Source organism: Paenibacillus timonensis, assembly GCF_022427145.1.
Classification (GTDB): domain Bacteria; phylum Bacillota; class Bacilli; order Paenibacillales; family Paenibacillaceae; genus Fontibacillus; species Fontibacillus timonensis.
This window is the reverse complement of sequence record NZ_JAKSXN010000024.1, coordinates 20,902-44,863: the sequence shown is the minus strand read 5'-3', so window position 1 is coordinate 44,863 and position 23,962 is coordinate 20,902. Positions and strand designations below refer to the sequence as shown.

Below are 23,962 nucleotides of genomic sequence, written 5' to 3'. Positions count from 1 at the left end.
TGTCGATAGGGCTTTTGACCTAAAAAAATGCCTCAAACCTTAGGAATTATAATGCAAAACCCTAAGGAAGATAGTAAAATAGGGTTAACAGACAAGATCGGATCCGGCGAAGATGGACAAGCTTGAACTTCAGGGAAGGAAGCTTGTCCGTTTGGTATTTATCGCAAATCGAAATCGAAGAGCTAAAATCCAACGCAGCATATAAAGGAGCTTTTTTTATGGCCGATCAATCCTTGGGTCAGCCGATGCTGAACCTGAATAACGCTTCTAGCCTGCCGCGGCTTGATGATGGCGACAATTATACGGATTGGCTGCGGCAGCTTGATATTACCGTTCACGATATCCCCTACATCGATTCCATCTTACAACAAGGATATGCCGAATGGCGCAAGCTGGTCAGCGATATGCCGGAACTCGGTGAGGCCGGCTTCTTCCTTGCCGACAGCCGCGGAGACTTGCTGCTGGCCGATTCGCCAGCGTCGGGGAAGCCGTTGGACCCATCTTGGCCCCCGCCGATGGAAGCGGCAATCGCCCAAAGCCTTCGGGAGCATGAAGCGTGCGCAATCGAAACGGCGGACGGAGTCTACGTGGCCGTACCTTTGCTTACCCGCAGCCGTGGCGAGGTATTTGCGGCGCTTGGCTGCTTCTTGCGGGAGAGCGGCGCCGCGGCAGCGGTCCTGTTTGCCAAAACGACGGCTCAGTTGCTTCGAACATGCTTCTATCAATGCTTTGAAGGCTTGTTCGTCTCCGATCTGCTGCGCGTCCAGCAGCAGACCAAACGTGAGGAACAACGCCGCTCCAAGCTGTTTCAAGTGGTGCAGAAGCTCCATGACAAGATCGATGTGGATTCGGTGCTGACCGAAGTGTTCGAACGGGTTTCCGGAATGTATCCGGCAGCGAAGCTGGAGCTGTTGATGTCCCAGGAGAATTTAAGCCGTGATCCGAGGGTCAAGTCGCTGCAGCTGCACGGGCAGGGCGATGAGTTGCTCGTGAGGGCCTTCATGGAGGGGCGGATGCAGGTCAGGGATGCCGTGATTTCCGAAGAAAGCGGCGAAAGACAGCTGGAAATCGCCGTGCCCCTCAACGGCAAGCAAGGGGTATATGGCGTTTTCCACTTGCAAATTCGGCGGGAAGAGATCGATGACGTGGATTTGCAGCTGATCGGCATGCTGGCCGATACGGCCGGCACGGCGTTCGAGAACGCCAAGCTTTACGAACAGTCCAACTTGCTGATTAACGAGCTGCGGCTGATCAATGAGTTGACCAAACGGCTGAATCAAAGCCTGAGGCTCAAGGAAGTGTTCCAATTTGCTACCGAAGAGCTGCTGTCGATTTTCAAGGCGGAATATTGCTGCATCTCCCAGCTGAGCAAAGAACGGGAAACGTTTGAGATCATGTCCAGCAACGTACCGGGGCTGTCGAAGGAACTTTTTCCGAAAAACTATGGGTTTAGCGGGTTGGTGTACTCTACGCAGGAGCCGATCATTCTATCGGACTTTCAGGCTTATGGGAAAGTATCCTCGAGATTTATGGAGGAGACGGGTTCGCGTTCGCTGATTACCGCCCCTTTGATCGTACGGGGGGAAGTCAACGGGGTGATCATGCTGGCCCACCGCGATACCCGTTTCTTCTCGTATGACAATTATAAGCTGCTGCAGGTCCTTTCCTCGCATATCGGCCTGGCGATCGCGAACGCGTCGCTGCATGCGGAGGTTCGCCGTATGGCGAACCGCGATATGCTGACCGGACTCTACGCGCGCCACTATGTCGACGATGCGATCCAGGAGTTCCAGAAGAAAGACACGAACGGCTCCTTAATTATCGTCGATATCGACCAGTTCAAGCAGGTCAACGATACGTACGGTCACCAAACCGGGGATAAAATCCTGAAGCAGGTCTGCGCAATCGTCAAAAGCTCGATCCGCAAAACCGACATCGCCGCCCGTTGGGGAGGCGAAGAATTGGCCGTATACTTGCCTGGCGCGAGTGCCGATAACAGCTACCAAATCGCGGAAACGATCCGGCTGCGCGTTGCGATGGATACCGATCCGCCGGTCACCGTGTCGTGCGGCATTGCCGAATGGATCCGGGGCGATGATAAGTTGAGCGTGGAGTCGCTCTTCTATCAGGCGGACATGGCCTTATATAAAGCCAAGAACAACGGGCGGAACCAAACGCAAATCGGGTCCAGGGACGATGCCCCTGCCCCGTAATTCGCGTTGGCCCGACCGGTCTAGAACGCTCCCAGCCGTGCTTTGGACGGCGGGGGCGTTCTTTTGCGCGATGGCCGCGTCGGCGCATAGAGCGGCGACCTCCGTGGCAGGCTACTGCTAGAAACATGCGGGGGGATCATCCGGAGATGATCCGGCGCATTTAGAAGGCGGGGGCTTGCGCATGAGGGGAATGGCACAGAGAGGCCCGAGATACCGGGTAGCAGTCATGATAAACGGGTTGCTATTAACGCTAACGCTAGTGTCCTGCGGGATGAACGAAGCGAAAACGCCGGAGCAGTGGTTCGAGTTTACCTGGTCGGGGCTCGCAGGCTGCGACGCTTTGACGTTCCGTGGCCTGGCCGCCTTGCAGCGCGGGAACGAGCGCGGTCTGGAAGAGAGCCTCCGCTATACGGGCCGGCTTCAGGAACACCGGGAATTGAGCATCCGGGCCGAACCGGCGCCAAGCAGCGGAAACCCCAGCGGCCGGTTACAGACGGCGGGGTTATCGCAACCAAGCGGATGGGAAGCCAAGCTGCGTTACGAGAACGGGAACTGGCTGGTGCAGTCCGAAGACCACGATGCGCTGCAACAAGGGGTTGTCCGGCTGAACCCGCTGGATCAATTGGAGGAAATCCGCTCGGCGGCGAAGAAAACGATCACCTCCGAAAGCGGTGCGGCGCGGGGAACGAAGGTGCTCCGAATCGAGATGGATCCGGCCGAAGCCAGCATGAGGCTAAAGGATCGCCTGCTGTCCGAAATGGAACTGACGCGCGAAGGCGGGAATGAGCGCCTGGAGCGTGTTCCGGCAGAGCGGCGGGAGCAACTGCAAAGCGAGTTATCCAAGATTTGGGCGGCAGGCAGCGATCAATTAGCGGTGATGCTCGAGCAGATGAACGCGACGGTGGTCTACCACTTAACGATCGACCGTAAATCGGGGCTTCCCGCCCGGCTGACTTCCGAAACGACGCTGAATTACCTGTCAACCAAAGGCGTACCTCAGCGGGAAGTGCTGCGCACTGATAATCGGTTCGAAGGCTATAAGTAGCTTGACATCCTGGGTTAGGCTGACTTTCCGCCTCCATCGTGCTACAATAGCAGAAGAATTAACCAATGGTTAAACAAGCGGGACATTAGGAAGGCAGGGAATGCCCAACGAAAGTCCCGTTACGAATTTTGGAGGAGAGTGAGCCAGATGCGAGATCCTAGAATTCAGAAGCTGGCGGAGAACCTCGTCGGTTATTCCGTTAACGTACAGCCGGGAGAGAACGTCCTGGTCGAAATGATCGGCGACGAACGCGATTTGCTGAAAGCGGTGGTGGAAGAGGTAGGGAAGAAGGGCGGCAACGCTTTTGTCGAGATTACCGACCGCACCGTGCAGCGTTCGCAATTGAAGTACGCCACCGAGGACGGCATGAAGACCTGGGCGGAATACGATTTGAAACGGATGCAAATGATGGACTGCTACATCGGTATTCGTGCGGGTTCCAACGTCAATGATATGTCCGACGTGCCCGAGGATAAGATGAAGCTGTACAATTCGCTTTATTCCCATCCCGTACATAGCGAACAGCGGGTGAAACGCACGAAATGGGTCGTGCTCCGTTATCCGAACGCCAGCATGGCCCAGTTGGCCAATACGAGCACGGAAGCTTTCGAGGATTTCTACTTCGACGTGTGCAACCTGGATTACGCAAAAATGGACCGGGCGCAGGACGCTTTGGCCGACCTGATGAACAAAACGGACAAAGTCCGGATCGTTGCTCCAGGCACCGACCTGAGCTTCTCGATCAAAGACATTCCGGCCATCAAATGCTCCGGCCAGAAAAATATCCCGGACGGCGAAGTCTATACCGCTCCGGTTCGCGATTCCGTGAACGGCACGATCAGCTACAATGCGGCTACGCTGTATAACGGGATCACGTTCGAAAACATCAAATTCCGTTTCGAAAACGGCAAAATCGTCGAAGCCACAAGCAATGAAACGAAACGCATGAACGAAATCCTGGATTCGGACGAAGGGGCCAGATACATCGGGGAGTTTGCGATCGGCTTCAACCCGTACATCCTGCATCCGATGAAGGACATTTTGTTCGACGAGAAAATCGCCGGCAGCCTGCATTTTACGCCAGGGCAAGCCTACGAGGAGGCCGATAACGGCAACCGTTCCTCGATCCACTGGGATCTTGTGCTCATCCAGCGTCCGGATTACGGCGGCGGAGAAATTTATTTTGACGACGTGCTGATCCGCAAAGACGGCATTTTCGTGATCCCCGAGCTGGCGGGACTGAACCCGGAAAACTTGAAATAAGAAGAAATTTCCTTGCTAGGAAAGCGGATTCAATGTATGATTATAGTATGTAATTTCCAAAGTTAAAGACGGAGGGATCCCTATGGCCACGAACAATGAAGCGGTTGTCGAAATTGCCCAAACTGCTGGCAAATTCACTTCTTCCATTGTGCTCCAAGCGGACAACAAGTACATCGACGTAAAAAGTATCCTCGGCCTCTTCACCACACTCGTAAACACGAAGAGCTATGAGCTTCACGTTCACGGACCGGATGCGGAAGAAGCGAAGAAAGCCGTAACCGAAGTGTTCGCCAAACACGGTTTGGATGTCAAAGTCGTCGCTGAATAACGAAACGAAAGAAACGCTCCCGCTTAAGGCGGGGGCGTTTTTTAATGACCTCCAAACAGCGGTGTTCAACGGTTTCCGCAAGGAAAGGTTAATTTGAGGAGGTTCTTGTATTGGCCTTCGATTTCGTCTAATATTAAGATTAGAGCAGATTGGTAGCGATTTTGGACATAGGGGGGAAGAAGCATGACTTCATCTGAGTTGCAGGAGCAACTAAACCTGAAAGCACTTAATCTTCTGAAAGAAGATGCAGATAAAATCGAGAAGTTGATCGAAGTACAGATGGAGAACTTGGCCACGCGTTACTGCCCTCTCTATGAGGAAGTGCTGGATACCCAGATGTATGGATTCTCCAGGCAAGTAGACTACGCGATTCGCGTCGGACTTATTCAAGAAACGATCGGCAAGCAAATCCTCAGCAGATTGGAACGGAATTTGGCTTCGCTGTATGAAGCCATGAACAATAAACAACAGTAATCGTTACTGTTGCCGCTAAATAATACAAGCGTATGTTTTCGGAAGTTTCCGAAAGCATACGCTTGTTTTGTTATCGAAGGGGTTATACGAGGTAGAACGAAACGCCGAGTATGGCATAAACCGCCAGAAGCAGTAAACCCTCATACCAGTTTGTTTGACCGTCTTGGGTGATCGACTTGGCGATGAACACCGAGACGCCGATCGCGGCCAACTCGATCACGGTAAAGACGATGTCCATTGGTTTGCCGAATAGATGGCTGACGAAGATCAGCACCGGAGCGACGAACAAAGCGATCTGCAAGCTGGAGCCAACGGCGATCTCTACGGCTGCTCCGATTTTGTTCTTCAAGGCCAGCATGATGGCTGCGCTGTGTTCGGCGGCATTGCCGACGATAGCTACGACAAAGGCCCCGACGAAGAGTTCGCTCAGCCCGAATTCAGCGGTAAACGTGTCAAGCGTATGTACAAGCCATTCGCTGACGAAAGCAACCATAACGGTGGCGATCACCAGGTAGAGGATGGATTGACCTTTTGACCAGGCCGGAGCATGCTCGTGCGGCAACTCCTCTGCGTCTTTCTCACTGATGTCGGCAAGGTAATTCTTATGCGTGACCATGGAGAAGATCAGCCACAGCAAGTAAGCGACGATCAGGATCCCGGCGACGACCAGGCTGAGCGTAGAACGGTCAGCCTCATGGAGAACATGGGTTTGCAGAAATATCGCCGGGACGAACAAGGCGATGATCGCCACGATCATGAGCGAGCCGTTCATGCCAGCCAGGGCGACGTTATATTTTTGCACCTTGTGCTTCAGACCCCCGGCAAACAAGCTGAGTCCGAGGACGAGCAGCAGGTTTCCGATGATGGAGCCGGTAATGCTGGCCTTCACCATATCGAATAGTCCTTCCCGGACGAGCATGATGGCGATAATTAATTCGGCGGCATTACCGAAGGTCGCATTGAGGAAGCCACCCAGCCGTTGCCCTGCGTAATGCGCTACGCTTTCCGTCGCCCGGCCGAGAAAGCCGGCCACCAGAACCACGGCGATCGCGGAGATGATAAATTCCAAAGTTGCTGACCAATGCGCGTAATGCCCGATGGCACTAAGTGCAAAGAAAATCAGCAGCAATGCAGGTGAAATATACTTTTTCATGGAACACCTCGTGTTAGTCATTTTTTGGCAAAAGCCGAATGTAACAATTTTACTCAAAAATAAGCTGAAGGTCTACATTTGCTTTAAATCGACTTCCGATTTACAATGAAACTAATGAGGTTGAAGGAGGAATGACCATGACCGAACAACTGCAGTTGGATAATGGGCTGATTCGGATTTCAGACGATGTCGTTGCGAAAATCGCCGGAATGGCCGCTCTGGAGACACCGGGGATTGCCGCGATGTCCGGAGGGCTGTCCGAAGGCTGGGCGAAACGGTTAAGCGGCAAAAATGTGCAAAAGGGCGTGACGGTCGAAGTCGGTCAATTGGAGGCGGCCATCGACTTGCGGATTATCGTGTTGTACGAGACGCCGATCCACGAGGTTTGCCGGATGCTTCAGCAAAATGTTCGAGAAGCGGTAGAGAGCATGACGGGGCTTAAAATTGTAGAAGTGAACGTGAAAGTCGAGGGCGTCGCGTTTAAGGACGATGAGATCTGATCGATCCTACCTTGACCTTCTGCAGCATATAGAGTTTCGCTTTCGGCCTCGAATGACCGGATTGCTGGCATAAGCAACAAACACAAAGAAGACTACGGAGCGATGGCTTCCGTAGTCTTCTTTGCGATTAGGACTATTATCCGCGCCGTGTCTGGCTTCGCATTTCAAACGGCGTTGATTCACGAATCACCACCGACTTGGTGCGTTCCTGCTTCACCGGCAGAGACGATTCGCGCGATATACTAAGCACGATCCCCATTGACACCATCGTGACGAGCAGCGAAGAGCCGCCGTAACTGATGAAGGGCAACGTGACGCCGGTCACCGGAATGGTGTTGGTGACGCCGCCGATGTTAACGAAGGCCTGAATCGCGATTAATCCCATGATTCCGACCCCGGCGAGCGTGCCAAACGTGCTTTGACAGCGAAGCGATACCAGCAGCCCGCGCCAAATGAAGTAAATATAAAATAGCAAGAAGATCAAAGTCCCGATAAAGCCAAACTCTTCGCCGATGACGGAGAAGATGAAGTCATTATACGCATTCGGCAAATAGTGCAGTTTCTGAATCCCTTGTCCGAATCCGGTGCCGGTGAGTCCGCCATGACCGATTGCGGTGAGCGATTGAATCAGGTTATAGCCGGTTCCTTGCGTATCATGCCAAGGATCCAGGAAGGCCTCGATCCGGCCCATCCGATAATCACCACCCGCAGCAACGGTCGGGTCGGGAGGGTTGATTTTGTCCCACAACGCTCCGACACCAAGCACGATGCTTGCGCCAAGCACGAGCAGCGCGATCGAACCGAGAATATGCTTCAAATTAGCGCCCCCGGCGAAAATAATGAGCCCAGCCGTAGCGACGAGAATCAGACAGGAACCAAGGTCTGGCTGGAGCATGATCAAGCCGGCAACGAAACCGACGATCACCATAACCGGGATATACCCGGTTCTTAAATCCCGAAATCGCTCGCCTTTCTTGGAAATGAGGGCCGATAAGTACAAGATCGTCGTGATTTTGGCCAGCTCCGTTGGTTGAATCCCCAGCGTGCCGATCGTAAACCAGCTGGTCGCGCCATTGATGCGCCCACCGATGAAAGGGACGAGCAACAGCATGATGATGGCCAGAATAAAAATGGGTATAAACAGCTTCTTATATTTCTCGTAAGGGATATTCATCGTCACGAACATACCGACAAGCCCGATCAGGCCGAATATCATTTGCCGTTTGGTAAAATACATCGGGTCATATCCGAAATTTTCGTTGACCAGCGTGATGCTGGAGCTGGAGCTGAATACCATGACGATTCCGAAACCGACCATCAGTAAGGTCAAGATGAGCAATTGAAAATCGGGGGCTCCGCGTCTTGGTTTCTCTGTGCCTTCTTTCATCGCCGTGTCCGCTTAGGCCTCAAGAAGTTCCTTCAATTCCGTCAATTTATGATTGGCGGTCTTCATTACCATTGCGGGAATCTCCGATTCATACTCTAATCCATGCGGAAAAGTGGCCCGCCCCATATAGACCGCTTCGATCGCCAGTACCGTGTCCGGACGTTCCAGTTTGCCTTCTACTGCCCGCGTGTTGATACGGAGGTAGTAGTCACTGTTATTGTATTCGATTTTAAAATCGTATGTAGCGCGATAGTATTCCCATTGCCAGCGTACGAAGCCCACCTTCTCCGCAGCTTCGTCCAAGTATGCCAAATCGCTTTGCAGTCCGTCCAATCCGGTATTTTCTACGATCATTGTAAAGAGTGCCCCCTTAAAAATATTGGTCCAAAAGTTCGCTGTTCAAATTGTGAACTTTCATCAAACTTATCACACTTATCCTCATGATATTATGTTTCCATCGGTTGTGCAAGCATAGGGAAACCTCGCAAATCGGCGATTTCTCGCAAGGTTGACCTGATCCATGATCCCGTTTTCTGCTACAATAAGCTAAATGAGATCGTGAAAGAAAAGAGGAGTGGGACGATGGAGGAGAAGCGGTTAAGCGATTTGTTTCCATCCATGGTGGAACGGCGGCGGCACTTACACCGTCATCCGGAGCTTTCCTTCATGGAGAAAGAGACTTCGGCGCAGATCGCCGGAATCTTGCGGGGGCTAGGCATCGATACAGTAGCCAACGTCGGCGGCTTTGGACTCGTGGCCAAAATTCGGGGGGAGCTTCCCGGCAAAACGATAGCGCTTCGAGCCGACATGGACGCGCTGCCGATCCAGGACGAGAAAACGTGCGAGTACGCCTCTTTGCACCCCGGCGTGATGCACGCCTGCGGGCATGATGGCCATACGGCTACGTTGCTGGCGCTGGCCGAATACTACAGCCGGACCCAAGCGAAGCTGCGCGGGGAAATCCGACTGCTCTTCCAGCCGGCGGAAGAAGTGTGCCCTGGCGGGGCAAAATCGATGATCGAGGAAGGGGCGTTGGACGGGGTAGACGTCATTTACGGAGTTCACCTGTGGACGCCCATTCCCGTCGGCACCATAGCGAGCGCACCGGGACCGCTGATGGCCTCGACCGATGAATTTTTCATCGATGTGCAAGGGCGTGGGGGACACGGCGGTATGCCGCACAAAACGGTAGACAGCGTAGTGGCCGCTTCGGCACTGGTGCTGCAGCTTCAAAGCGTTGTGAGCCGTTCGGTTGATCCGCTGGATCCGGCCGTCGTCACGATTGGTTCCATCCAGGGCGGCACGGCGCAGAACATCATCGCTGACCGCTGCAGGCTGTCCGGTACGGTTCGTTGCTTCCGTGAGGAGACAAGAGAGCTGATTCGCGAGCGAATCCATGTTTTGGCTAAAAATACGGCAGAGGCGTACGGCGCGGAGGCCCAAATCAACTATATGATGGGTTACCCGAGCTTGGTGAACGACGAAGGTGAATACCGCCGATTTATGAAAGTGGCTCCCGGTGTATTCGGGCTTCGGGCCGAGTTGTCGCCGAAGATTATGCCGGCGGAGGATTTCGCTTACTATTTACAGCAAGTGCCGGGCTGCTTTATGTTCGTAGGGGCCGGAAACCCCGACAAAGGCGCGATTTACCCGCATCACCATCCGAAATTCGACATCGACGAGGACGCCATGCTGCATGCGGCGGGTCTGCTGGCCGCGATGGCGGAATCCTATCAGGACGAACACGCATAAACCGCTTCCTTCTTTGGCACGCTATGTCCGAAGGAGGGATATATGTTGAAAAAAGTTAGCGAAATCATGACCGATGACATCGTGACTGTGACCCCACAAGATAATGTCTATGAAGTGGCGGTAAAGATGAAAGAAAACGACACGGGGTTTATTCCGGTGGTCGAAGGCGGGGATAAGCTGATCGGCGTTATCACCGACCGGGATTTGGTCATTCGCGGGATCGCTGAGAAGCGGCCCGGCTCTACCGCGGTCGATGAAGTGATGACCAAAGGGATCAAAACCGCTTCCCGCGACATGTCGGTGGATGAGGCGGCTGAACTGATGGCCCAGCAGCAAATTCGCCGGCTTCCGGTATGCGAAGGGGATCGCTTGATCGGAATCGTTTCAATCGGCGATATGGCCGTGCGTAACATCTTTGCCGACAATGCGGGAGAAGCTTTGTCCGAAATCTCGGAGCAGGTGCATTAGGAGATGGAAACAAGCGGGAGAGGTCCGCGGCCAGTGCGGCGGACTTCTCCTTTTTGCTGATTGCGGCGAACTGAACTAAAGGAGGGCAAACCGATGAATGAAACGGGAGCATGCATCGTTCAAAGAGATTTGACGGTGCTGCTGGAGAAGGAGCATCCCGGCTTCGATACGGCACGGGAGCAGTTATCCCATTACGCCGAGTTGGTGAAGAGCCCGGCTTTCTATCATACATATCGAATCACCCCACTCACTTTATGGCACGCCGCTTCCTGTGGAATCGACGCGGACCAAGTGCTGGATCAACTTGCGTCCTTGGCCCGGTACGGGCTGCCGAGTGGTGCTGCCGAAGACATCCGACGCTGGATGGGCCGGTATGGGCAATTAAAGCTGCGTCCGATTCCTGGGGAATCGGACCGGCTGGAATTGGAGTGCGACGATACCGTTGAAGCCGGCTTCCTGGAGCCTATAGCCGGCCAACTGGCTTTGCCGGCGGGGACATGGTGCCTGGTGGACGAGCGACGCCTCCATTTGCCAGCCTCGTGCCGCGGCTCCTTAAAGCAGGAGCTTGCCCGGCTGGGCTATCCCGTGCTGGACGAAGCAGGGTATCATCAAGGCCGCACCCTCGAGATCGTACTTCGGCAGGAGCTGGACGAGGGGCATCCGTTCCTGCTCAGACCGTATCAGCGGGAAGCCGTCGCTGGATTTGCCAGCGAGACGGGCGACGGCGGCAGCGGTGTCGTGGTGCTCCCCTGCGGTGCGGGCAAAACTGTGGTTGGTCTTGCGGCAATGGAAAGGTTTCAATGCGAGACGTTAATTCTGACTTCCAATGTGACTTCGGTGCGCCAATGGATTGCCGAGTTAAATTCGAAAACAACGCTGCCTGCCGAGGCGATCGGGGAGTATTCGGGCGAGAAGAAACAGGTCAAGCCGGTTACCGTATCTACGTATCAAATATTGACGCACCGCTCGCGGAAAGAGGAAGGCTTCAAGCATATGTCTTTGTTTAATGAACGTGATTGGGGGCTGATCATATACGATGAAGTGCATCTACTTCCGGCACCGATCTTTCGCGCAACGGCCGACATCCAAGCGACGAGACGCCTCGGCTTGACCGCCACGCTGGTTCGAGAGGACGGCTGCGAGCGGGATGTCTTCTCCCTGATCGGACCGAAGCGGTACGATGTTCCGTGGAGAACCCTGGAAGAAAGCGGGTTTATCGCACAGGTTGATTGTCAGGAGATCCGGGTGGCGATGCCTGAACCCCAGCAGGACAAATACGTTCAAGCCGAAGGACGGGAGAAGTTTCGCATCGCTGCGGAAAATCCATACAAAAACGAGATTGTAAGGCGGCTTTTGGATCGGCATCGGGATCGTCAGGTGCTGGTTATCGGACAGTATGTGGACCAACTGCAGTGCATGGCAAGGGAGCTTCAAGTCCCGCTCATCACCGGAAGTACACCCCAGGCGGAGCGTGGCAAACTGTTTCAGGCTTTCCGCGATGGGGAACTGCAGGTCCTGGTGGTTTCGAAAGTCGCCAATTTCGCGGTAGATTTACCAGATGCTTCGGTGGCCATTCAAATATCCGGCAGTTTTGGCTCACGCCAAGAGGAGGCCCAGCGTCTGGGCCGGATCTTGCGGCCGAAGCGGGACGGCAGCCGAGCCTATTTTTATACGCTTGTTTCGGAGAACACCCGGGAGCAAGAGTTTGCTTTACGGCGGCAGTTGTTTTTGCTGGAGCAAGGTTATGAATATGCCGTGCTGAGAGATCGGGAGGGGGTTGAAGCATGAGCAGGGGACCAAGTATGTCGGCTTATGAAGGCGAGCTTCCTTTGAAGGAGATGCGGAATGCGAACTCGTTGAATGAAGCCGAAATGCAGGCGCTTCAGCTCCTGTTTCACCGCTTTGCCGGTCAGCCGTTTAAGCTGGAACAGGCCAACGCCGCTGCGGCCGGAGACGTAAGCGGAGCGGACATACGCGCAGCGCTTCCGGCGTTGCTGCGCTCCGGAGACCTCGCCGCGGTGCGCAAAGCTTGGGGCGAGAAGCTGTATTACCTGCCGCTGGACCGGCTGCTGGGAATAGGGGACGCGTGGGGGTACGCGGAGCTGCGGGTGCAGGACCCGGCGCGCGTTGAACTGCGTCGGGAGGCGAAACCCGGTCTGGCGCTGGATCTGTTCCGCGCTTTAACCTGGATGGCCGGCAACGGGCTGCGGATGACGGCGAAAGGGACGATTCATCAGAAGGAACGCGGCAAGCTGGAAGCGCGGATCGCGTTGAAAGCGGAGGACGTTGCCGATCTAAAGCTAAACTATCCGCATCCGGACGTGTATTCACCCGCGCTTGCCGTCGCGCTGGATCTAATGCTGGCGTTGGGGTTGATCGTCAAGGAACGGGCGTTATGGCGGGTTCATCCGCCGGGATTGGCGGCGTGGCTATCCTTTGACCTGCAGGCAATGAACGTCGTCCTGATGCACGAAATGCTGCAGCGCTATGTACCGGCAGATGCCGCGTTACAGCATGTTGTTTTGCGAATGACGGCGGCGGATTTGAGAACCGGCGTTTGGTATTCGCTCGAGGAATTGCTCGGCTCACTCCAAGACCAGGGGCTGCTGGGACCGGACAGCAATCCGTCCACGGAGCGCGAAGTCTGGATCCAAGGTTGGTTGGACACCCTTTGCGGCTGTGGCTGGATGGAGCTCGGCAGCCATCCTGAGGACGGTGCGATGTTCCGTTGGCTGATCGAACGGAGCCCTTCTTCGCCTGTGACATCTCAAGCCGCTGAAGGAAAGCTGATTGTACAACCCGATTTCGAGCTACTCGTTCCGCCAGACGTGCCCTTTACAGTCCGTTTCGAGCTGGAGGCATGCGCCGAGTTGGTCTCTTCCGGCGTGATGAGCGTCTACCGTCTGACGCGCTCGGGCCTGGAGCAGGCTTGCCGGCTGGGCCGTACGCCGCAGGAGGTCCTGCGGCTGTTGGAGGAATACTCCGCCGGCCTGCCGGAGCCTGTTCGCGACGCCCTGCTTCAGTGGGGCCGGGAGATCGGCCGGACGACGCTGGTCGAAGCGAAGCTGCTCAGCTGCGCGGATGCGGATGCCGCGGATCGAATCGCCGGCTTGCCGTTGTTGGCAGGCAAGCTGGAGCGGATTGGCCCGCTCCATTATCTCGTAAATCCGGACTTCGAGGCCGACGTCTTGAAAATCTTAGACGGAGAGCGATTGGCGCCGGTCCATAGGCAAACGCAAAATCCCGACGAACCGATGTATCCGAAGCTGGCGGAGGTACCCTGGCCTGATAGCGAAGAGGTCAAGAGGCAGGGCGGCCAGGGGTGGATCTATCAAGGCGCGGATTTGCATTTTTACGAGCCGGAGATCAATTCGCCAAGCGTTGAGGAATTGTTTCCGGGATTGTCCGAAATACCCGCCATGTGGTGGAAGGAGCTGCGAAAGTATCACGCCTCGACCGCCCGGGAGCTGGTGGAACGCGCCATAGCTTGGCGGGCCAAACTCATGCTGCAAATCGGCGGGGAGACAATCCTTGGCGTGCCGCTTGGAGCGGAAGGCGAAACGGACTGGCGCTTAAAAGTACGGTTGCTTCCTTCTTCCGGGGATCCGGCGAGGGAAACCGTGCTCTCTCCCGGAGATTGGCAGGCGATTCGCCTAATCTTGCCGGCAAGTTTACGCGGATCGGGAGATTAGGAAGGATGAACCTCTTCTGCTCGCTAAGGGATTGTGGTATGATAATGTCGTCTACCCAGGGGTAGAACATTAACCGCAAAAGCGAGATGAAAATTCATGAGCGTAATCGCGAAGAACACGGTCGATATGGCCGCAGTGCTGACAAACGCCTATGAATTGGGCGATATGATAAATCAATCCGCCGCCGTTTCCGAATACTTGTATTGGAAGCAGCGCGTGGAGGCGGATAGCGAAATTCAGGCGTGGGTCAAGAAGCTTGAGGCTCAGAAAGAGCTGTTCCGGGAGACCGAGCGTTTCGGACACTTCCATCCCAACTATCACGAAGCCAAAGATAAAGTGGCCGAGGTGGAGCGGGAATTGGAGCGCTTCGAGGCGGTCCGCAAATTCAAAGCAGCCGAGAACGAGCTGGACGATATTCTTCACCAGATGTCGGAAATGATCGCTTATGCCGTTTCCGATACGATCAAGGTGCCGGGCAATGATCCGAACCCGAAAGGCGGATGCGGCAGCGGCGGAAGTTGCAGCTGCGGCTGAAAGGCATAGGCAGCCGAGAATTCCGGAAGAAGCGGCAGGACCGCGACTTTCCGGAATTTTCAATAGTTGAGGAAGGGAAGGGGGAAAGTCATGTTTCCGGAGCGTACAGGCTATATCATATGGGTGAGCGACTTAAAGGCGGCAAGGAACTTGGATAAATACGGAAGCGTGCATTATCTGTCCCGGCGGATGCATTATGTCGTGATGTATGTCAACGCTGACCGGGCGGAGGAAACGATGCGGAACATCCGCAAGCTTTCCTACGTTCGCAAAATCGAGCGGTCGTACCGTGGGGAAATTAAAACCGAATACAGCAAGGACGTTCCGGATAAAACCCGCTTCTACGGATTGTAGAAATCGCAGAAAGGCCGGGCGACCGGAGTTAAGTGCCGCACAGCGATACATTCGCTGTGCGGTTTTTTTATGGGAAAGTAGGATGTATGGCCTGTGTCAAAAAATGAGTCTAAAGTACCAAAAATCTCCTTAATCTTGGAATAATTTCGCTTTGACCTTGTAGAAAATTAGGGGTTGTTGTAATATAATAGGCGAAAGTGCTTAGTTATAAAGACCTAATTCGGCAATTTTTTATTTTTTCAGACCTATTAATGTGAGGTGCGGCATGAGAGACAGGGCAACGGAACGCTGGAGAACCTATGAATCCTTCCATATTGTGCTAGGGGACAAGAGAGTTGCCGACATCGTCGTGACGAATCATGCCAAGCTCCGGTATCAGGACAGGATCGATCGGGACAATATCGGCTTCGAACAGATTGCCGGATGGGCTTGGGAATGTTTGAAGCAGGGACGGATAACGCCGTATTACCGTAAGGAAGAAGATGTCTACCTGATCGATGACGATCTCGTGATGGTAGCTGAATTTGCGGAAATTCCCGGCGAATTCGACCTGTCCGGACGCCCGATGCATCGCATGATCATCGTGACCTTTCTGGGACGGATGTCGGAGACCATTGAATTGCGCGATTTGAAATCCTATTATTCCTGGCTTCGCCATTCCCGGCGGATGACGCTGATGAAGAACAGCCGCAAGCGCCGATAGGATGCGGAAGGAAGTAAATGAAAGACGATACGGATTCAAGCATGCCGGGGAACGGTATGCTTTTTTTGTTGGCTCAGGCGTGCTATTGTAAGTGGGAGATCCCAAAGGTCGGTTTTCAAACAACCTCTGTAAGGGAAGAAAGGGGAGTGCCGGACGATGGCGTTGAACTACCACCAATTGCATATTTTCTATACGGTAGCGCAACGGGGCAGCTTCTCGGCAGCCGCCCAGGCGCTGCACATGACACAGCCAGCGGTTACGATGCAAATCCAGTCGCTGGAAGACTACTTTGGTACTAAGCTGCTGGTCCGATCCACGAAAAGGATCGAATTAACCGAAGCGGGACAAACCTTGCTTCCGTTTGCGCGCCAAAGCGTGGAACTGATCCGCGAAACGGAGCAGGCCATGTCGCGGCATACGTCCATGCTGGAGGGGCGGCTGCAGCTCGGCTCCAGCCTAACGATCGGGGAATACGTCCTGCCTCGGCTGCTCGGCCCGTTCGGACAGCGGTACCCGCACATTTCGATCGTCATGAAAGTGATCAATACGACGCAAATTATCGATGAGATCATGAACCACCAGCTGAATTTCGGCCTGGTCGAAGCGCCGGTTCAGCATCCGGACATGGTATCCGAGCCCGTCATGGAGGATGAGCTGAAGCTGATCGTTCCCGCCGGTCATCCGTTGTCGGGGAGAAGGTCCGTCACGGTAGAGGAAGCGATTCTGTATCCTTTTGTGCTGCGGGAGAAAGGTTCCGGAACCCGGCAAGTGATGGAGGACGAAATGCGAAGACGGGGGATCGATATCGGCCAGATCCGCACCTTGATGGAGCTGGGCAGCACGGGGGCGGTAAAATCGGCGGTAGAAGCCGGGATCGGCATCACGATTATCTCGCCCTCTTCCGTCAAGCACGAGCAGGCGCTGGGTCTGCTGGAGGTGCTGGATATCGAAGGGCTGTCGTTCAAGCGGATGTTTTATTCGATCCATTTGAAATCTACGTTGCTTCCGGTTACCGCGGTAACGTTCTTGACCTTCTTGCGGGAATATCCGCAAACAACTTAAAGACATAGCGAAAACGAAGGATGGGAAAGCGATGGAACAGCATTCGGCAAATGAACGTTACGATCTGCATTCGCATACGCAAGCTTCGGACGGGATGAATAAACCGTCGGAAAATGTGAGGTTGGCCAAGGAGAAAGGGCTTACGGGTCTGGCGATCACGGATCACGATACCGTCGCCGGGATCGGGGAGGCACTATTGGCCGGGAAGGAGCTTGGCGTGGACGTCGTCCCCGGCATCGAGATCAGTACCCGCGCCGCAGGCAAAGACATACATGTGCTGGGCTACTACATGAATTTCGATGACGATCGGTTTCAGGCTCGCCTGGCCCGGCTTCGCTCGGTACGAGAGGAGCGGAATGGACTAATTATCGCCAAGCTGCAGGAATTAGGCGTTTCGATCACGCTGGAGGAAGTGAAGGCCGGGCTGTCCCGGCCGCTGCGTCCCGATGAGAGCCTGGGCCGCCCGCATATCGCCGATGCCCTCGTTCGCAAAGGTTATGCGGTCGATATGCGAGACGCATTTGACCGGTATTTGGCCGAAGGCAAACCGGGATATGCTTCTCTGCCGCGCATTGCCCCGGAGGAGGCGATCGCATGGATTCGCGAGGCGGGCGGCGCGCCGGTACTGGCTCACCCCGGTCTGTACGGAGACGACAAACTGGTGCGGTCGATCCTGGAGCGCGGGAAGCCGGACGGAATCGAAGTGTACCATTCCGACCACGGGCCGGAGGAGGAGATCCGTTATGCCGCGATGGCCGAGCAGTACGGGCTTATCGTGACCGGCGGATCCGATTACCACGGCGTGCGGCAGGGCGTCGTCTTCCACGGCGATTTGGGCGGACGCACGGCTCCGCCAGGGACGGTGGAACGCCTGAAGCAGGCGGCGGCAGCCGGACGGATCGAGAAGAACTGAAAAAAACGGTGCTCCAAAGGGTCTATGAATCTATGAACCCCGATGGGACACCGTTTTTTTACTGGAGCAAATGCAAAAGTGCAGCTCATTTTGTGGAAAAAGCGTATTTCTTGGTGTGTGAAATGCAAAACTGCAGTTCATTTAGCGTTCAAACGCCCCAACCCCACGTTTTGCCGGGAATGAACTGTATTTTACATTTGATTGGCTAAATTCGGCCGTTTCGGAAGAGCTCAACTGCACTTTTACATCTGGACCTTCAAGCCGGCGGTGGGACTCCCCCGCGAGCCGCGGCAATCAACCGTTCTTCACCGTATTCGGCAACGCCTTGATCAGCCGCTCATCCGGCGTAACGAACAACGTCCGCTGGTGGTCGTAAATGACGAAGCCGGGTTTGGCTCCGCTTGGCTTGCGGACGTGGCGGATCAGGGTACAGTCGACGGGTACGCTGCTCGATTGCTTCGCCTGGCTGAAATACGCGGCAAGCTGCGCGGCTTCGTTCAGCGTTGCGTCGCCGTACGACTCGCTGCGGATCAGCACGTGCGAACCCGGGATGTCCTTCGTATGAAGCCAGGTATCGTTGGGTTTGCCAAGTCGGTTCGTCACGTATTCGTTTTGCAGGTTGTTTTTGCCGACGTAAATTTCGATGCCCTCGGACGAGGTATAGACGTGCAGCGTCGGACGGTCGGTTTTTTTCTTCTTCTTGCCCCGTTTGGCCCGATCCCGCAAATATCCCTGCTGGGTCAGCTCCTCGCGGATTTCGTCGATATCGCTTAACGTCGCGTCGTTCAGTTGCTGAAGCAAGCCTTCGAGATAAGCGATTTCCCCCTTGGCCAGCTCCATCTGTTCGTCGATCACGGCGAGGCTGTTCTTGAATTTGTTGTATTTCTTAAAATAACGCTGGGCGTTCTCCGAAGGCGTCAGCAGGGGATCCAGCGGAATCGTCTCCATCCCCTGCTCCTCATCGTAGTAGTTGACGAGTTCGACACTAGTATCGCCTTTGCGGATCGCATGCAGCGAAGGAAGGAGCAGCTCGCCCCAGATACGGTAACGTTCGGCGTCTTCGGCTTCGTTCAAATCCTGCTCCAGATTGGTCAGCTTCTTTACGTTCTTGTTCCGCTCATTCTGCAGGAAGCGCAGCAGGTCGCTCGTTCTCTGCTTGACCGTATCCCGCAGCGCTTTATCCCCGAAGTAATCCTCCATGCATTCGCTGATTGAAGCATAGGTGCGAATCTCTCCGTGAGCGCTCGTAAGCCGCACGGCGGAAAAGATGCTTTTCCCCTTGGCGTTCTCGCCGGTCATGGGCGTATACCGCTGGTTGCGAACCTCTTCCATTAATCCGGAAAAAGCTTGCCACAGCCGCTCCGCCTCCTCCGGGTTCAGCCCGATCTCCATCGCAACGCCGCTTACCCCGGCGCGGGCATAGATTTCGCCGGCGATCAGCGGGCTCAAACCGCCGAAGGCGTCGACCAGCCAGCCGCTGCCGGTGCCTTTGCCTTCGGACGCCGCCGCTTGCCAGGCGGCCAGAAAGGCCGCGCGATCCGCTTCGAGCGGATGGCTCTTATGCTGCTCCGGCGGCGCCGTATAGGCGAAGCCGGGCATAACGACCCGATAGCCGGAAATGGCCGGCGTCACGTGATGGATTCCGTCCAACTGGGTGCCGGTGGTCGGATCAACCAGGATGATATTGCTGTGCCGTCCCATCAATTCGATAATGATCCGCTTGATGGACAAGTCGCCGAGCTCATCGCGCGTGCGGACGTCGATATGGATGATCCGCTCCATGCCGACCTGGGTCACGGCTTCGATCGTACCGCCTTCGCAGTGCTTGCGCAGCAGCATGCAGAACATCGGCGCCTCCAACGGATTCGGAAACGCGGCTTCCGTGAAATGAACCCGCGGGTACGTCGGGTTCGCCGACAGCAGGAGCCGTCGGTTTCCGGCCTGCGTGCGCAGATGAAAGACGAGGTCGCTCCCTGCGGGCTGATGTATTTTATTGATGCGACCGCCGATGCAGACTTGCAGTTCGTGCACGATCGCTCTGGTTACGATGCCGTCGAGTGCCATTTTGATGATATTCTCCTGTTCTCTCTTAGGAATGAAAGTGATGGTTTAGATAGGAAGCCTTCCTCTATGATGCCATACTTCGGCCAAAAACTTAAGGGCTCCCCTGTGATAATTTGGGACTGGCTGGAATACATTTACCCTAGGTGGAAAAGCCTTCACGCCGATACTGCATTATAAACGGAAGGGGAATAAGGAGGATGGAACAAAAAAACTGGCACCAGTGGAGCAGTGAAGCGCTTCTGGAACGCTTCGGCGTCACGCGTGAACAGGGCCTGACCGACGAAGCAGCGCTAAAGAGACGCGAGGAATCCGGCTGGAACGAGCTGCAGGAAGGGGAGCGCATCTCTCCGATTTTGCTGTTTCTGAACCAGTTCAAGGATTTTATGATGTTGGTGCTGATGGGGGCCACGCTGATTTCCGGTTTTCTCGGCGAATATCTGGATGCCGTCACGATCATCGCCATCATTATTCTGAACGGGGTGCTTGGATTCATCCAGGAATTCCGCGCGGAACGTTCCCTGCGGGCGCTGAAGGAGCTGTCCGCGCCCCATGCCAACGTGCTGCGTCAAGGTGTCGTCAAGAACATTCCGGCCAGGGAGCTGGTTCCGGGGGATATCGTCCTCCTGGAGAGCGGTGATCGGATTCCGGCCGATATCCGGTGGTTATCCACGAACAGCCTGGACGTGGAAGAATCCGCTTTGACCGGCGAATCGCATCCGGTGGGCAAGCATGCGGGAGTGCTGAGCGAAAGCGACGTTCCTCTGGGCGACCAGAAAAATATCGGCTTCATGGGCACGATGATTACCCGCGGAACGGGCCGGGGAATCGTGATTCGCACGGGCATGGACACCGAGATGGGCAAAATCGCCGATCTGATCCAAAATACCGAGGTCCAGGAAACCCCGCTGCAACGGCGGCTGGAGCAGCTCGGCAAAATTTTGATTTATATGGCGCTCGGCTTGACCGTCGTCGTGGTGCTTCTGGGGATTCTGCAAGGACAACCGGCGAACAGCATGTTCTTCGCGGGAGTCAGCCTGGCGGTAGCCGCCATTCCGGAAGGCTTGCCGGCCATCGTGACGATCGCGCTGGCACTCGGCGTGCAGCGCATGATCAAACGCAAGGCGATCGTCCGCAAGCTGCCGTCGGTGGAGACGCTTGGCTGCGCCTCGGTCATCTGCTCGGATAAAACCGGCACGCTGACTCAGAACAAAATGACCGTGACCCGGTTGTGGCTGGAAGGGCGGTCGTTGGATGTGACGGGAGAAGGGTACGAGCCGGTCGGCAACATCCTGGATCAAGGCATGCCCGTCGATTTGCGCAAGGACCAAAGCCTGCGGCGGCTGCTGCAGATCAGCGCCTTGTGCAGCAACGCGGTCATCTATGACGACGATCCGGAGAAGCGCGGCCGCCGCAAGACGAAGGAAGAAGCCGCCGCATCCGGACCGGTTTGGAAGCTGAAGGGCGATCCGACCGAGGGCGCTCTGGTCACGCTGGCCTCCAAAATGGGCTTGTCGCCGGCAGCCTTAAGCGGGATGTATGTCCGCGACCAGGAGTTTCCTTTCGATTCCAAACGTAAGCGAATGTCCGTCATCGTCTCCCATCAAGGCGGTAAAATGGCGCTGGTCAAGGGCGCGCCGGACATGCTGCTGGAGCGCTGCTCGTATATTCTATGGGAAGGAAAAGTCGTTCCCTTCACCGGCACCTTCCGGCAAAAAGTGCAAGCGGCCAATGAACAAATGGCCCGCAGCGCGCTGCGGGTGCTCGGGATGGCTTACCGTGACCTGAAGCCGGCGGAAGGGTCGGACCAAGAGGATCAGGTGGAATCGCAGCTAATCTTCGTCGGCTTGACGGGGATGATTGATCCTCCGCGCCGTGAAGCGCGGGAAGCGATCACCGTCTGCCGCCGGGCAGGCATCAAAACGGTGATGATCACCGGCGACCACGGATTGACCGCCGAAGCGATCGCCGCCGATCTCGGCATTTTGCCGCGGGGCGGCTCCTCGATGTCGGGCCAACAGCTGGAGATGCTGAGCGACGAGGAACTGGAGAAGCAGGTGGAGAACATCTACGTTTACTCCCGGGTGTCTCCGGAGCATAAACTGCGGATCGTCAAGGCGCTGCAGCGAAATGGGCACGTCGTGGCCATGACCGGCGACGGCGTGAACGATGCGCCGGCGATTAAAGCGGCCGATATCGGCATCGCCATGGGCATAACGGGCACGGACGTGTCCAAGGAAGCGTCCTCGCTGATCTTGAGCGACGACAACTTCACGTCGATCGTGGCTGCGATTGAGGAAGGCCGCAGCATCTATGAGAACATCCGCAAATTCATCCGCTATTTGCTGGCTTCCAATGTCGGCGAGATCTTGACGATGTTCTTCGCCATGTTGGCCGGTTTGCCGCTGCCGCTGCTGCCGATCCAGATTTTGTGGGTCAACCTCGTAACCGACGGTTTGCCGGCGATGGCGCTGGGCGTCGATCAGCCCGAGAAAGACCTGATGGAGCACAAGCCGCGCGGTGCGAACGAAAATATTTTTGCGCGCCGTTTGGGCTGGAAGATCATCAGCCGCGGGGTGCTGATCGGCTTATGTACGCTGGGCGCCTTCTGGCTGACGCTGCGGGTTGCGCCAAACGATCCGGCCCAACTGGTCAAAGCGCAATCGGTCGCCTTCGCCACCCTGGTCATGGCGCAGCTGATTCATGTGTTCGATTGCCGCAGCTCGCGTTCGATCTTCCATCGCAACATTTTGCAAAATAAATATCTGGTCGCTGCAGTCCTGTCGTCCATTGTGCTGCTGCTTGCCGTAATGTACATCGAACCGCTGCAGCCGATCTTCAAAACGGTGCCGCTCGGAACGCGGGAGTGGGCGATCACGTTGGTGGCCGCGGGCATTCCAACCTTCCTGATGGGCGCGGGCAGCGTCTGGTCGGGCAAACGGAACCGGCGTACCAGCGGGCCGCGTCCGCTCGTCACCGCGAAAAGTACAAATATTCGTGCATAAAATCAATAGCTTTTGCCCCGGGCAAAAGATAGACTAACCCTATCATTTAACGATGCAGGAGTGGGGTTAGCATGGAATTTACGAAAATGCACGGACTAGGCAACGATTTTCTAGTGTTTTATGGCGAACAACAGCTGCCGGACAACGTATCCGAGCTGGCGATTCGGTGGTGTGACCGCTATTTCGGCGTCGGCGGGGACGGATTGGTGTTTATTCTTCCGTCGGAGAAAGCGGATTTCAAAATGCGCATCATCAATTCGGACGGCACGGAAGCCGAGCAATGCGGCAACGCGATCCGCTGCGTAGCCAAATACGTATACGACCACCGCTTGGTCGATAAGGCCAGCGTAACGATCGAAACCTTGGGTGCCGGCGTTCAGCAGGTCACCTTGCAGGTGGAGGACGGAGCCGTCAAAACGGTCCGGGTCGACATGGGCGAGCCGATTCTGGACGGCTTGGCCGTACCGACGACGCTGGATCAACATCCGGTACTGAATCAGCCGATCGAGACGAGCGGACGGGAATTTGCGTTTACGGCCGTCTCCATGGGCAACCCGCATTGCGTGATTTACGTCGACGACGCGCCGAACTTCGATTTGGCGACGTGGGGGCCGAAGCTGGAGGTGCACCCGTTCTTCCCGCGCAAGATCAACGTGGAATTCGCCACCGTGACGAATCGTCAGCGGGTGGAGATGCGCGTATGGGAACGCGGAGCGGGCCCAACGCTGGCTTGCGGTACGGGCGCCTGCGCTACGCTGGTTTCCTCCGTGTTGAACGGATTGACGGACCGGGCCGCTTGGATCGGCCTGAAGGGCGGCGATCTGTTCATCGAATGGGATGAACGCGACAATCATGTGTACATGACAGGGCCGGCGGAAGCGGTATACGAAGGCCGCATCGAAATTTAACGGCCCCCCTTGGAGATCTGCAAAAAGCCGGAACCCTTGAAGCGGGTTCCGGCTTTTTGGCGTCAGAAGACGGGGGGAAGACGATACCTTATCATTCTGAGCGATTTATGATAAATTAATATGATAATAGTTTCGCCGGGGTTGATC

General features: G+C 55.5%; 21 protein-coding genes. 17 read left to right on the top strand and 4 right to left on the bottom strand.

The features are described from left to right. Positions 1–218 precede the first annotated feature (218 nt). From MJ257_RS11365 to MJ257_RS11345, 5 genes are all read left to right on the top strand, one after another. A complete protein-coding gene (locus MJ257_RS11365; protein ID WP_240269347.1) occupies positions 219–2,213 on the top strand; it encodes a diguanylate cyclase in 1,995 nt (664 codons plus the stop codon). Positions 2,214–2,484: 271 nt separating this feature from the next. Continuing rightward, positions 2,485–3,258, top strand: a complete 774-nt coding sequence (locus tag MJ257_RS11360) for a hypothetical protein (RefSeq protein ID WP_240269346.1) — start codon at positions 2,485–2,487, stop codon at positions 3,256–3,258. A gap of 147 nt (positions 3,259–3,405) precedes the next feature. After that, positions 3,406–4,521, top strand: a complete 1,116-nt coding sequence (locus MJ257_RS11355; RefSeq protein ID WP_240269345.1) for an aminopeptidase — start codon at positions 3,406–3,408, stop codon at positions 4,519–4,521. 82 nt (positions 4,522–4,603) lie between these two features. Next, a complete protein-coding gene (locus tag MJ257_RS11350; protein ID WP_059043783.1) occupies positions 4,604–4,849 on the top strand; it encodes an HPr family phosphocarrier protein in 246 nt (81 codons plus the stop codon). A 183-nt stretch (positions 4,850–5,032) separates the two neighbouring features. Next, complete coding sequence (locus tag MJ257_RS11345) at positions 5,033–5,323, top strand: Fpa/YlaN family protein (protein WP_059043781.1); 291 nt, start codon at positions 5,033–5,035, stop codon at positions 5,321–5,323. Positions 5,324–5,405: 82 nt separating this feature from the next. Here MJ257_RS11345 and cax read toward each other — a convergent pair whose 3' ends face one another. Next, positions 5,406–6,476: a calcium/proton exchanger gene (gene cax / locus MJ257_RS11340; RefSeq protein WP_155605551.1), complete on the bottom strand. Its 1,071-nt coding sequence runs from the start codon at positions 6,474–6,476 to the stop codon at positions 5,406–5,408. 137 nt (positions 6,477–6,613) lie between these two features. On the opposite strand from cax, the gene MJ257_RS11335 reads away from it, so the two are divergent. Beyond that, positions 6,614–6,976, top strand: a complete 363-nt coding sequence (locus MJ257_RS11335) for an Asp23/Gls24 family envelope stress response protein (protein ID WP_016311598.1) — start codon at positions 6,614–6,616, stop codon at positions 6,974–6,976. Positions 6,977–7,112: 136 nt separating this feature from the next. Here MJ257_RS11335 and ftsW read toward each other — a convergent pair whose 3' ends face one another. Further along, positions 7,113–8,363, bottom strand: a complete 1,251-nt coding sequence (gene ftsW, locus MJ257_RS11330; protein WP_155605550.1) for a putative lipid II flippase FtsW — start codon at positions 8,361–8,363, stop codon at positions 7,113–7,115. Positions 8,364–8,375: 12 nt separating this feature from the next. Continuing rightward, entirely contained in the window at positions 8,376–8,717 is a 342-nt protein-coding gene (locus MJ257_RS11325) for a YugN family protein (protein WP_155605549.1), read from the bottom strand. A gap of 228 nt (positions 8,718–8,945) precedes the next feature. Here MJ257_RS11325 and MJ257_RS11320 point away from each other — a divergent pair, with 228 nt between their 5' ends. The 9 genes from MJ257_RS11320 to MJ257_RS11280 all read left to right on the top strand — a co-directional run bounded on the left by MJ257_RS11320 (position 8,946) and on the right by MJ257_RS11280 (position 17,841). Then, positions 8,946–10,115: a M20 family metallopeptidase gene (locus tag MJ257_RS11320; RefSeq protein WP_240269344.1), complete on the top strand. Its 1,170-nt coding sequence runs from the start codon at positions 8,946–8,948 to the stop codon at positions 10,113–10,115. Between the two features lie 45 nt (positions 10,116–10,160). Then, the gene (locus tag MJ257_RS11315; protein ID WP_155605592.1) at positions 10,161–10,583 is read left to right on the top strand and encodes a CBS domain-containing protein; all 423 of its coding nucleotides are present in this window, start codon (positions 10,161–10,163) and stop codon (positions 10,581–10,583) included. A 93-nt stretch (positions 10,584–10,676) separates the two neighbouring features. Further along, the gene (locus tag MJ257_RS11310; protein WP_193418639.1) at positions 10,677–12,371 is read left to right on the top strand and encodes a DNA repair helicase XPB; all 1,695 of its coding nucleotides are present in this window, start codon (positions 10,677–10,679) and stop codon (positions 12,369–12,371) included. Further along, positions 12,368–14,275: a helicase-associated domain-containing protein gene (locus tag MJ257_RS11305; RefSeq protein WP_240269343.1), complete on the top strand. Its 1,908-nt coding sequence runs from the start codon at positions 12,368–12,370 to the stop codon at positions 14,273–14,275. The genes MJ257_RS11310 and MJ257_RS11305 overlap by 4 nt, the downstream gene beginning before the upstream one ends. A 96-nt stretch (positions 14,276–14,371) precedes the next feature. After that, positions 14,372–14,809 (top strand): YlbF/YmcA family competence regulator, encoded by a 438-nt coding sequence (locus tag MJ257_RS11300; RefSeq protein ID WP_240269342.1) that lies wholly within the window; start codon positions 14,372–14,374, stop codon positions 14,807–14,809. A gap of 90 nt (positions 14,810–14,899) precedes the next feature. Beyond that, entirely contained in the window at positions 14,900–15,163 is a 264-nt protein-coding gene (locus MJ257_RS11295; RefSeq protein ID WP_059043766.1) for a YlbG family protein, read from the top strand. 265 nt (positions 15,164–15,428) lie between these two features. Then, positions 15,429–15,866 carry a hypothetical protein gene (locus tag MJ257_RS11290; protein WP_240269341.1) on the top strand — a complete coding sequence of 146 codons (438 nt, stop codon included), beginning with the start codon at positions 15,429–15,431 and terminating at the stop codon, positions 15,864–15,866. Positions 15,867–16,022: 156 nt separating this feature from the next. Then, positions 16,023–16,928, top strand: a complete 906-nt coding sequence (locus MJ257_RS11285; RefSeq protein WP_240269340.1) for a selenium metabolism-associated LysR family transcriptional regulator — start codon at positions 16,023–16,025, stop codon at positions 16,926–16,928. 31 nt (positions 16,929–16,959) lie between these two features. Next, positions 16,960–17,841, top strand: coding sequence for a PHP domain-containing protein (locus tag MJ257_RS11280; protein ID WP_240269339.1), 882 nt, complete (start codon positions 16,960–16,962; stop codon positions 17,839–17,841). Positions 17,842–18,135: 294 nt separating this feature from the next. Here the strand turns inward: MJ257_RS11280 and MJ257_RS11275 are convergent, their stop codons facing one another. Then, the gene (locus MJ257_RS11275) at positions 18,136–19,905 is read right to left on the bottom strand and encodes an Rqc2 family fibronectin-binding protein (RefSeq protein ID WP_240269338.1); all 1,770 of its coding nucleotides are present in this window, start codon (positions 19,903–19,905) and stop codon (positions 18,136–18,138) included. Between the two features lie 197 nt (positions 19,906–20,102). On the opposite strand from MJ257_RS11275, the gene MJ257_RS11270 reads away from it, so the two are divergent. Together MJ257_RS11270 and dapF are read left to right on the top strand one after the other, a co-directional pair. Then, positions 20,103–22,907: a calcium-translocating P-type ATPase, SERCA-type gene (locus MJ257_RS11270; protein ID WP_240269337.1), complete on the top strand. Its 2,805-nt coding sequence runs from the start codon at positions 20,103–20,105 to the stop codon at positions 22,905–22,907. Positions 22,908–22,978: 71 nt separating this feature from the next. Then, on the top strand, positions 22,979–23,815 hold the full coding sequence (dapF, locus tag MJ257_RS11265; RefSeq protein WP_240269336.1) for a diaminopimelate epimerase: 837 nt from the start codon (positions 22,979–22,981) through the stop codon (positions 23,813–23,815). The last annotated feature ends 147 nt before the right edge of the window (positions 23,816–23,962 follow it).

Coding starts and splice junctions, on each gene's coding strand:
- MJ257_RS11310 (WP_193418639.1), top strand. CDS start 10,677: ATGAATGAAACGGGAGCATGCATCGTTCAAAGAGATTTGACGGTGCTG.
- MJ257_RS11320 (WP_240269344.1), top strand. CDS start 8,946: ATGGAGGAGAAGCGGTTAAGCGATTTGTTTCCATCCATGGTGGAACGG.
- cax (WP_155605551.1), bottom strand. CDS start 6,476: ATGAAAAAGTATATTTCACCTGCATTGCTGCTGATTTTCTTTGCACTT.
- ftsW (WP_155605550.1), bottom strand. CDS start 8,363: ATGAAAGAAGGCACAGAGAAACCAAGACGCGGAGCCCCCGATTTTCAA.
- MJ257_RS11290 (WP_240269341.1), top strand. CDS start 15,429: ATGAGAGACAGGGCAACGGAACGCTGGAGAACCTATGAATCCTTCCAT.
- MJ257_RS11285 (WP_240269340.1), top strand. CDS start 16,023: ATGGCGTTGAACTACCACCAATTGCATATTTTCTATACGGTAGCGCAA.
- MJ257_RS11305 (WP_240269343.1), top strand. CDS start 12,368: ATGAGCAGGGGACCAAGTATGTCGGCTTATGAAGGCGAGCTTCCTTTG.
- MJ257_RS11360 (WP_240269346.1), top strand. CDS start 2,485: ATGAACGAAGCGAAAACGCCGGAGCAGTGGTTCGAGTTTACCTGGTCG.
- MJ257_RS11280 (WP_240269339.1), top strand. CDS start 16,960: ATGGAACAGCATTCGGCAAATGAACGTTACGATCTGCATTCGCATACG.
- MJ257_RS11335 (WP_016311598.1), top strand. CDS start 6,614: ATGACCGAACAACTGCAGTTGGATAATGGGCTGATTCGGATTTCAGAC.
- dapF (WP_240269336.1), top strand. CDS start 22,979: ATGGAATTTACGAAAATGCACGGACTAGGCAACGATTTTCTAGTGTTT.
- MJ257_RS11325 (WP_155605549.1), bottom strand. CDS start 8,717: ATGATCGTAGAAAATACCGGATTGGACGGACTGCAAAGCGATTTGGCA.
- MJ257_RS11270 (WP_240269337.1), top strand. CDS start 20,103: ATGGAACAAAAAAACTGGCACCAGTGGAGCAGTGAAGCGCTTCTGGAA.
- MJ257_RS11365 (WP_240269347.1), top strand. CDS start 219: ATGGCCGATCAATCCTTGGGTCAGCCGATGCTGAACCTGAATAACGCT.
- MJ257_RS11350 (WP_059043783.1), top strand. CDS start 4,604: ATGGCCACGAACAATGAAGCGGTTGTCGAAATTGCCCAAACTGCTGGC.
- MJ257_RS11355 (WP_240269345.1), top strand. CDS start 3,406: ATGCGAGATCCTAGAATTCAGAAGCTGGCGGAGAACCTCGTCGGTTAT.
- MJ257_RS11295 (WP_059043766.1), top strand. CDS start 14,900: ATGTTTCCGGAGCGTACAGGCTATATCATATGGGTGAGCGACTTAAAG.
- MJ257_RS11345 (WP_059043781.1), top strand. CDS start 5,033: ATGACTTCATCTGAGTTGCAGGAGCAACTAAACCTGAAAGCACTTAAT.
- MJ257_RS11300 (WP_240269342.1), top strand. CDS start 14,372: ATGAGCGTAATCGCGAAGAACACGGTCGATATGGCCGCAGTGCTGACA.
- MJ257_RS11275 (WP_240269338.1), bottom strand. CDS start 19,905: ATGGCACTCGACGGCATCGTAACCAGAGCGATCGTGCACGAACTGCAA.